Origin of the sequence: Fibrobacter sp., assembly GCF_045131395.1 — a bacterium.
Taxonomy (GTDB): Bacteria; Fibrobacterota; Fibrobacteria; order Fibrobacterales; family Fibrobacteraceae; genus Fibrobacter.
Map to the genome: position 1 here is coordinate 1 of NZ_JBGUQY010000025.1, position 2,202 is coordinate 2,202.

The window sequence follows — 2,202 nt, forward strand, 5'->3', positions numbered from 1 at the left end:
GCACGGCGATTTCAGATAGGTGAACGAACCCCAATGTAGGGCTGATTCTCCGCCCCCTGTTGACAAATTGGCCGATTTTTGAGATACTACACTTGCCGCGCCACAAGGCGGGCAGGGAGTGTCGATGAACATAGCAGTGCGTCAGTGCATGATAGGCGAGACCGAGTGGTTCCGCAAGCTTGAGGGGAAATACCACTACATGGGCGAGTCCCACGGGGCGGGTGATCTCGTGCGGCTGGTGTTCGAGGAGGACGGCAGGCCGGTGGCACTGATGACGTGGGCCGCGGCGTGTTACTGCCTGAAGGCGCGCGACGAGCGGATCGGGTGGAATCCCGCGATGCGCGCGGCGAGACTGAAGCTGGTGGTGAACAACCGCAGGTACACGGAGCTCGTGCCGAAGGGGGCGCGACCGAACCTCGCCTCGCACGTCCTCGGCATGGCGGTGCGCGAACTCCCCGCGATATGGGAGCGGCAGTGGGGGTACAGGCCGCTCCTGGCGGAGACGTTCTGCGACATCGAGCGCACGGCGGGGACGTGCTACCGCGCGGCGGGGTGGGAGGAGGTCGGGAAGACCAAGGGGTTCTCCCGCGTGAACCACGCACGAGACTTCTACATCCCGAACGGCAGGCCGAAGGTGCTGTTCATGAAGCCGTTCAGGAGGGACGCATGGGACCTGATCGTGTCGAACGCCCTCCCCGACGAGTACGACGTCGCGGCGCACTCGAAGGCGGACGGGGTGCTTCCGTTCAGGCCGGCGCAGCTCGAGAGCCTGCACTGGGAGCTGTGCCACGTGAAGGACCCGCGCGGCGGCAACAAGTCCATAGGGATCGGTCCGCTTCTGGCGATCTTCACGATGGCGGTCGCGGCGGGTGCGAAGGACCTGAAGGCCGCGCACGCGTTCGCCAGGAGGCTCTCGAACGCCCAGCTGAAGGAGCTCGGGTGCCCGAAGGCGAAGGACGCGCTCGGGAACGAGGTATGGGGCAAGTACGCCTGCCCCAGCTACAACGCGTTCTACCACCTTCTGCGGCACAAGGACAAGGCGGGGCGGTACGACTTCGACGTGGCGGACTTCGCGGCGCACCTCTCGAAGTGGATGACGGCGCAGCACGGGAAGCTGGCGCGGCACCTGGCGGCGGACGGCAAGTTCGTGGACGAGGTCGTGGGGCTCGTGTCTGTCGTGGACGCGGAGAGCGGCGATGTGGTCGCGGTCGCGCCCGCGTCGAAGAAGGAGGGGCTGAAGGGACGGTGCGAGTACCCTGTCCTGCGAGACACGCTCTCCGGAATGGACCTCTCCGGCGCGATCGTGAGCACGGACGCGCTGAGCTGCCAGGACGACACCGCGCACACGGTCCTCGCGAACGGCGGGGACTATGTCCTGCAGGTGAAGGCCAACCGGCAGGGACTCATGGACCAATGCAAGACGCTCTGCCGTATCAGGCCTCTCGTGTCCTCGTCAAAAAAAAAGAACTGAACCGGGGACGCTGGGAGATCCGCGAGACGAAGGTGTGCCGCGTCGTCGACGCGGTGGATGCCGGCTTCCCCGGAGCGCGGACGATAATCCGCACCTATCGGGAGGTCTGGCAGACGCGGAAGACCGGAAAGAAGGACAAGTGCGGGCGGGACGTCCGCAAGGCGTTCGGCAAGCCGACGAAAGAGGTTGCCTACCACGTCTCGTCGCTTGACCCCGACTCGCAGAGCGCGGAGAGGTTCGCGGAGATAGTGCGTACGCACTGGTACGTAGAGGCGTACCACGGCAAGCGCGACAACGGCTACCACGAGGACGCGTTCACGCGGCGCTGCGACGAGAACGTCATGGCGGCGATGATGGTGGCGAGGTCGTTCGGAATGTGGATTTGCGCACGGCGCCCCGGGAGGACGACCGAGCAGGTGAAAAGCGACCTCAACCTGCATCCGGCGAAACTCGTGCGCATCATGATGAAAGGCGGGCTGCAGTGACGTAGCGAGGACGGACGGTTGGCGGCCAGCGGCTTCGGCACGACTCCGAAGCCTCGTCCGTCATGCTCGCGGAGCGTCCCGACGGGTCTCCGCGACATGGGCGGAGGGGCTTTGGACCGCTGAATGGACGGGATTGTGGGCAAGGTCTCCGCTCTCGGACCATCAGGCTGGCAGTGCGGCAAAAGTTTCAGCGAAGTGCAGTGCTGGAATCGGATAGAAGCAGTCAGCCAAATGAAAACTCCATGA

General features: G+C 64.9%; 2 protein-coding genes. Both read left to right on the plus strand.

Annotated elements, in window-relative coordinates; translation table 11 throughout:
* Positions 1-124 precede the first annotated feature (124 nt).
* Positions 125-1,471, plus strand: a complete 1,347-nt coding sequence (locus ACJMNB_RS08490) for a Druantia anti-phage system protein DruA (protein ID WP_405341381.1) — start codon at positions 125-127, stop codon at positions 1,469-1,471.
* Positions 1,414-1,956: a hypothetical protein gene (locus ACJMNB_RS08495; protein WP_405341384.1), complete on the plus strand. Its 543-nt coding sequence runs from the start codon at positions 1,414-1,416 to the stop codon at positions 1,954-1,956. The genes ACJMNB_RS08490 and ACJMNB_RS08495 overlap by 58 nt, the downstream gene beginning before the upstream one ends.
* Positions 1,957-2,202 lie beyond the last annotated feature (246 nt).